We start from the raw sequence: 5,031 nt of genomic DNA, 5'->3' as shown, positions 1-5,031 counted from the left end.
GCGACCGTTTGAGGCCGCCATTGATCGCGAAAAGGCGGCTTTGGCGTCGGCGCAACTACGGCTCGATAGGAGCGCAACCGCGCTTTCACGCGCGAAAAAAGATTTCGAGCGAAAGCAGGATATGAATACACGCGGCGCCATCTCTCGCGCGGCGCTCGACAGGTCGCGCGCGAATTTCGAGCGCGAAAAGGCGCAGGCAATCGCCTACGAAGCCGACGTCGCGCGGAGCCAAGAAGCGCTCGCGGCGGCGAAGGAGGACCTCGCCCTTACCGATATCGTATCGACGATCGATGGAACGGTGATTTCGCGCAACGGCGAAGTCGGCCAGCAGGTTGATGTCAATCAAGAGCCGCCGCTGTTCGTCGTCGCGCCAAGTTCAGGCGCGACGCACGAATAGTCACCCTACGAGATCATTCGAGCGGGAAGTCTTGCCGCCACCGAATGTCCTGTACGTGCGTCGTGAGCCCGCATCGCTTGAGGGGTGGGCGAAGTTGCGCCCGCTCACGTCGAGCGTCTGGTCCGTGATCTGTCCCGATGGATAGCGCTTGAATCTCTGCCGTCACACTGCGCATTTAGAAATTATCGCCCCGCCAGCTGCTTTCCCCGGCGCGTGCGGGGCCCTTATGATCACCGACGAAAGCAGTCCGAGCGCGCCATGAAAATTAACTTTCTGAACAAGAGCAGTGATCAGGGCGACTTCGCTTCGCGGACGGCAGTCGTGGCAACGATCGCGGCGGCGACCGTCGCGGTCTCATTCGTCCTATGGAAGTTGACGGACCTTCTCCCAGCAGTTTTCGCGACGATCCTCATTGCGCTCGCCTGGCGCGGCGTCGCCGAGCAAGTCTCCGCGCGCCTTGGGCTCTCACAGGGCTTGTCGCGCGCTGTCGTTGCGCTGGGCTCGCTCGCGTCCATCGTTCTCGCGTTGATGCTATTCGGCGGCCAGCTCGTGAGCCAATATGACGAAGTTGCTCTCGACGTGCCCGCAGCCATCGCTCTGATCGAGCGCACGCTGGAAGAGCACCCGTGGGGCCGTTTCGTGGAAAAATTCGTGGTTCATGTCGACTTTTCTAAAATGACGACCCCCGTCGCCCAGCAGTTTGGCGCGGTTCTCGGGTCGCTCGGCAATGGACTTGCTTATGGAGTTTTCGCCATCATTGGCGCTGCTTATCTTGCCGCCGATCCAGAAAGGTATGCAGCTGGCCTTCTTGTGCTGACGCCTGCATCGCGGCGGTCTGACATGGCGCTCTTTCTTGAACGGTCAGGCGCTTCTCTGCGGCAGTGGCTCTACATCCAGCTTTACGTCGTCGCCATGAACGCGTTTTTCGCAGGCGCGGCGCTCTGGGCGTTCGGCGTTCCGGCGCCGTTGGCGCTCGCGACGATCAGCGGCGCTCTGGCGTTTGTCCCTTACTTCGGCTCGATCATCGCCATGATCGTTGGAGTGCTCGTCGCTCTGCCGCATGGAATAGACAATGCGGCCCTTGCGGCGCTTGCCATCGGCTCCGCGAGTTTCATCGAAGGCTATCTGATCACGCCCTATCTGCAGAGCCGCTCCCTAAGCGTTTCGCCGGTCGTTCTGCTATTTTGCATGCTCGCCTTCGGCTCACTCTTTGGGGCGATGGGCGTTGTGCTGGCGGTGCCGGCGACCGTCGTTCTCTCCATCGCCTATCGAATCGTCGCCGAGACCCCATAGTCCTACGCGTTCAATTCCTCAGCAAATTCGAATGGCGTCGCCGGGAGGAGTGATTTCGAGGTTCCGTCATTTTCATCGGCGGGAGGCCGCTTCCGTTTATAGGCAAAGGCACGCCCGATTCCGGTTCGAATCACTTTCGATCCCGGGAGCCTTTTCGGCGAACGCTTTTCGAGACGATGTTGCCACTATGCGCGTCGACGTTCATCTCAATCAATCGACTATCCGGCGCAATCACCTTAACTTCGTAACCCCACATGCCCTTCTCGCGCTCGAGCTCCATCCCAATGATGCCGCCCTGAACGGACTCGCGTGTCTGGGGGCCCTGTCCTGAATCATGGGCATTGAGCCGTTGGGCTGGAGAAACCTCCCGCCGTTGGTCATGTCGGCGCAATGAGAACGCCCCGACCGTGGATGTGACGGCGGGGCTTTTTTTGTTGGGCTTACCTTTTGGCGCAGGTCGTCTACGAGGCCTGGCCCAATACTGCCCTTAGTTTGGCTTCTTGCTCGTTTGAGAGTGAGGTTTTCAAGATACGCGGTTTATAGCGCTCAATTTCTAGGAGCACCTTGTCCTCGGTGAAGCTCTTGAACAGGATGAACAGCGCCGAGGATCCGGCGGGAATAGTCTCGCCAAGTTTCTTGACGAAATCGTCCTTGATGCCGTAGTCGACGAGCTGGCCCGCAAGGGCGCCGGAACCGGCGCCGACAACGGCGCCAACAGCCATGCCAGCAAGGGGATTGAGAAAAAGAAATCCTACCAGCGTGCCTAACAAGGCCCCTCTCGTCCCGCCGGTCGCGGCTCCGAGAGCCGTGAGGTTAACGGCTTGCTTAATATGAACCTTTCCATCGGAATCACGCTCGACCACACATGCGTCTTCAAGATCGATTAGATATTCCTTTTGCAGCGAGCGCAATTTGTTGAGGACCTCGTCGGCGGTATGAACGCCGTCAAAGTCGAATACGACCAAATTGCTCATATCACTCCTCCCTGAGGTTAGCAGAGCCTCGAATGGCGCAAATGAAGGCGCTACGTTCAAGCAGCGCGATTGATTGCTTGACCAAACTGTCCGCACATGACGGTAGCATAGCATTAACTTCGCGACGAGACTGGCAAAAGGCTGGGAGTCAGGCAGCATGCTGAAACTCGCTATGTTTGGGCCGCGTCCTTTCTACTGGCTTCTGCAGACCGCAGTAGCGTTCGAGAATTCGATTGAGAAGAGCGGGTCCGGACGTGAAGCATCAGCTGAGGGCCTCACCCCTGAGCATCGGCGCTGGCGCACAGGCGTTGGCCGCATGGTCGACGCCGCCAAGGATCCAACGAGCGCGGTCCCGGCATGCATTTTCGACGACATCTCTTCAACTGCGTCGCAAGTCGCTGCAGCTCGAAAAGCCGAACGCAAAAAACTCCTGGAGGCGATCGCGCGGCAACAGACGACGGTGGCGACTGGAGATGAGCGAATGGAAGCATTGCTGTCAGCGATCGCGCGCCCTATCATTCTTGGCGATTAATCGACTCGCTGCGGATCGCGTCGCAGTCGTAAGTCATGGCTTCAGCCCCCGCGATTTCCTTCCCTCGAGACAAAAAACGCATGTCATTGACCAGCGGGTTCTGAAAGGCGGTAACACGAATTGAATACTCGGGATCAAGCAGATGGCGCGGATCAAAATTGTCCATACGACTGAATACACCTACCGCAATCCAGTCGGCCTCCTGCGTCACCGGCTGATGTTGCGGCCCGATGACAGCCATGATCTACGCCTCCTTAAGACTGAACTCGAGGTTGATCCCGCTCCTGCCAACACACTCTGGAAACACGACGTCTTCAACAATTCCGTGTGCTTCCTCAAATGGCCTGAGACGCTGCGGACTACGCGGCTGGCAATCGTATCGACGCTGGACCTCTTGCACCATCCAGACGGGCAACCGCTGCCGCACTACAGTCTTGATCCCGGCGCCGAGGCTTTTCCCTTCTCCTATGCGCAGAACGAGATTCCTGACCTCGCACTACTCGCCGAACGGCAGATGCCGGACCCAGACCATAAGGTCGACGCCTGGGCTCAACGCATCGTCGCTGACTCGGGCGCCACTGAAACATTGAAGGTGCTGGAGGCGATGACGCGGGCCATCAAGGAGAAATTCCGCTATGGCGCCCGCTATGAGGAGGGTACGCAGACGGCGGCCCAGACCGTAGAGCTCGGCTCCGGCACGTGCCGCGACTTCGCCGTGCTGATGATGGAGGCTCTGCGCAGCTACGGCATCGCGACGCGCTTCGTCACCGGCTATCTTTATGACGATACATCGGGCGAGACCCGCGGCGGCGGAAGCACGCATGCCTGGTGCGGCGTCTATTTGCCCGGCGCTGGCTGGGTCGAATACGACCCGACCAACGGTCTGATTGCCGGCGCGAACCTGATACGCGTCGGCGTAACCCGCGAGGCCGCCCAGTCGATCCCCATCTCTGGCGGATTCGTTGGCAGTGAAGACGACACGATAGGCATGCATGTCGATGTGTCGGTCAGCGCCGTGCCGATACGATGAACTGTCGGCGACGGGGCGGTTCATCCGTTGACGAACCGGACACGAACTTCGACCCCCAAGAGGCTGTTCTGCGGCGCGCTGTTGTGGCGAAAACTTTTGCTCCGAATCCCACGTCGTAAGCAGGCCGGCGTCATTAAAAAGGAGATGCTGGGCGACAGCTTCCTGATCGGCGTTTTGCCGCAGCAGGAACCGCCAAACGGTTTCCATGCGCTCGTCGGTCAGCAGCCGTTCGGCGACGCCGCTGGGCGGCAGATGCCGGGCGGCGCCTGCAATCGACGCGGAAACCCGAGCGGGAACGCCCTTCGCCACCGGGCGTTTTGACTTCTTTGAAGCAGTCATCACGACTCCGTCACGCGGGCACGGGCGGCGTCGATGGCGTCCGCCCATTTCGTCAACGCGTCGAGCGCGGCGTCCAAACGCCGCGACCGATCATAATGTTTCGCCAACTTCGTTCTGCCCGCTTGCCCGGCAATGCGCTCGGCGAGCGCCGTGTCGCCCGTAAGTTCGACGATGGCGCTTAGGGCCGTGCGGCGCAGGTCGTGCAGCGTGGCGTCTTTGATCTTGAGCCGATCGCACAGACGGGAGAAGGCGCGTGACAGGCTTTCGGCGTGCAGGTGCTCCGCCCGGCCGGCGTCGGAACGGGCGGGAAAGACGTAGCGGCCCTTCGCACCCGTTTTAAGCGCCCGCAAGATGGCGACGGCTTGCGGCGGCAAGGGTAAGGTGCGCGACGATGCAATGGTCTTGCCTCTGACGATGGTAAGCGTCGGCGGCGCGTCATCAAGCCGGATTGCCGACCATTGCAGCG

The 5,031-nt window shown here is 60.1% G+C and carries 8 protein-coding genes and 1 pseudogene; 5 read left to right on the top strand and 4 right to left on the bottom strand.

All coding sequences use genetic code 11. From position 1 onward, the window contains the following. Both QZ964_RS09670 and QZ964_RS09665 read left to right on the top strand, forming a co-directional pair. A pseudogene (locus tag QZ964_RS09670) lies at positions 1–397 on the top strand (hypothetical protein); the annotation flags it as partial. A 258-nt stretch (positions 398–655) separates the two neighbouring features. Further along, positions 656–1,690 (top strand): AI-2E family transporter, encoded by a 1,035-nt coding sequence (locus QZ964_RS09665; protein WP_292531259.1) that lies wholly within the window; start codon positions 656–658, stop codon positions 1,688–1,690. Positions 1,691–1,820: 130 nt separating this feature from the next. Here the strand turns inward: QZ964_RS09665 and QZ964_RS21520 are convergent, their stop codons facing one another. Together QZ964_RS21520 and QZ964_RS09660 are read right to left on the bottom strand one after the other, a co-directional pair. After that, entirely contained in the window at positions 1,821–2,081 is a 261-nt protein-coding gene (locus tag QZ964_RS21520) for a PepSY domain-containing protein (RefSeq protein ID WP_367119259.1), read from the bottom strand. A 70-nt stretch (positions 2,082–2,151) separates the two neighbouring features. Further along, positions 2,152–2,664 (bottom strand): DUF1269 domain-containing protein, encoded by a 513-nt coding sequence (locus tag QZ964_RS09660; RefSeq protein WP_292531257.1) that lies wholly within the window; start codon positions 2,662–2,664, stop codon positions 2,152–2,154. 157 nt (positions 2,665–2,821) lie between these two features. On the opposite strand from QZ964_RS09660, the gene QZ964_RS09655 reads away from it, so the two are divergent. Next, on the top strand, positions 2,822–3,196 hold the full coding sequence (locus tag QZ964_RS09655; protein WP_292531255.1) for a hypothetical protein: 375 nt from the start codon (positions 2,822–2,824) through the stop codon (positions 3,194–3,196). On the opposite strand, the gene QZ964_RS09650 is transcribed toward QZ964_RS09655, so the two are convergent. Next, positions 3,180–3,437 (bottom strand): hypothetical protein, encoded by a 258-nt coding sequence (locus QZ964_RS09650; protein ID WP_292531261.1) that lies wholly within the window; start codon positions 3,435–3,437, stop codon positions 3,180–3,182. The genes QZ964_RS09655 and QZ964_RS09650 overlap by 17 nt on opposite strands. On the opposite strand from QZ964_RS09650, the gene QZ964_RS09645 reads away from it, so the two are divergent. Further along, entirely contained in the window at positions 3,339–4,226 is an 888-nt protein-coding gene (locus QZ964_RS09645) for a transglutaminase family protein (RefSeq protein ID WP_292531253.1), read from the top strand. The two genes, QZ964_RS09650 and QZ964_RS09645, sit on opposite strands and share 99 nt — an antisense overlap. Positions 4,227–4,370: 144 nt before the next feature. Further along, positions 4,371–4,547, top strand: coding sequence for a hypothetical protein (locus QZ964_RS09640; protein WP_292531251.1), 177 nt, complete (start codon positions 4,371–4,373; stop codon positions 4,545–4,547). A 17-nt stretch (positions 4,548–4,564) separates the two neighbouring features. Here the strand turns inward: QZ964_RS09640 and QZ964_RS09635 are convergent. Next, a partial coding sequence (locus QZ964_RS09635) for a tyrosine-type recombinase/integrase (RefSeq protein WP_292531250.1) occupies positions 4,565–5,031 on the bottom strand: 467 nt, incomplete at its 5' end.

It is taken from the genome of Methylocystis sp. (assembly GCF_021731785.1).
GTDB lineage: Bacteria > Pseudomonadota > Alphaproteobacteria > Rhizobiales > Beijerinckiaceae > Methylocystis.
The sequence above is the reverse complement of the archived record's forward strand: the minus strand, read 5'-3'. Positions and strand labels throughout refer to the sequence as shown.

Bases quoted from the DNA above. Each gene is read 5' to 3' on its own strand.
- QZ964_RS09665 (WP_292531259.1), top strand. From the start codon at position 656: ATGAAAATTAACTTTCTGAACAAGAGCAGTGATCAGGGCGACTTCGCT.
- QZ964_RS09660 (WP_292531257.1), bottom strand. From the start codon at position 2,664: ATGAGCAATTTGGTCGTATTCGACTTTGACGGCGTTCATACCGCCGAC.
- QZ964_RS09655 (WP_292531255.1), top strand. From the start codon at position 2,822: ATGCTGAAACTCGCTATGTTTGGGCCGCGTCCTTTCTACTGGCTTCTG.
- QZ964_RS09645 (WP_292531253.1), top strand. From the start codon at position 3,339: ATGGCGCGGATCAAAATTGTCCATACGACTGAATACACCTACCGCAAT.
- QZ964_RS09650 (WP_292531261.1), bottom strand. From the start codon at position 3,437: ATGGCTGTCATCGGGCCGCAACATCAGCCGGTGACGCAGGAGGCCGAC.
- QZ964_RS09640 (WP_292531251.1), top strand. From the start codon at position 4,371: ATGCTGGGCGACAGCTTCCTGATCGGCGTTTTGCCGCAGCAGGAACCG.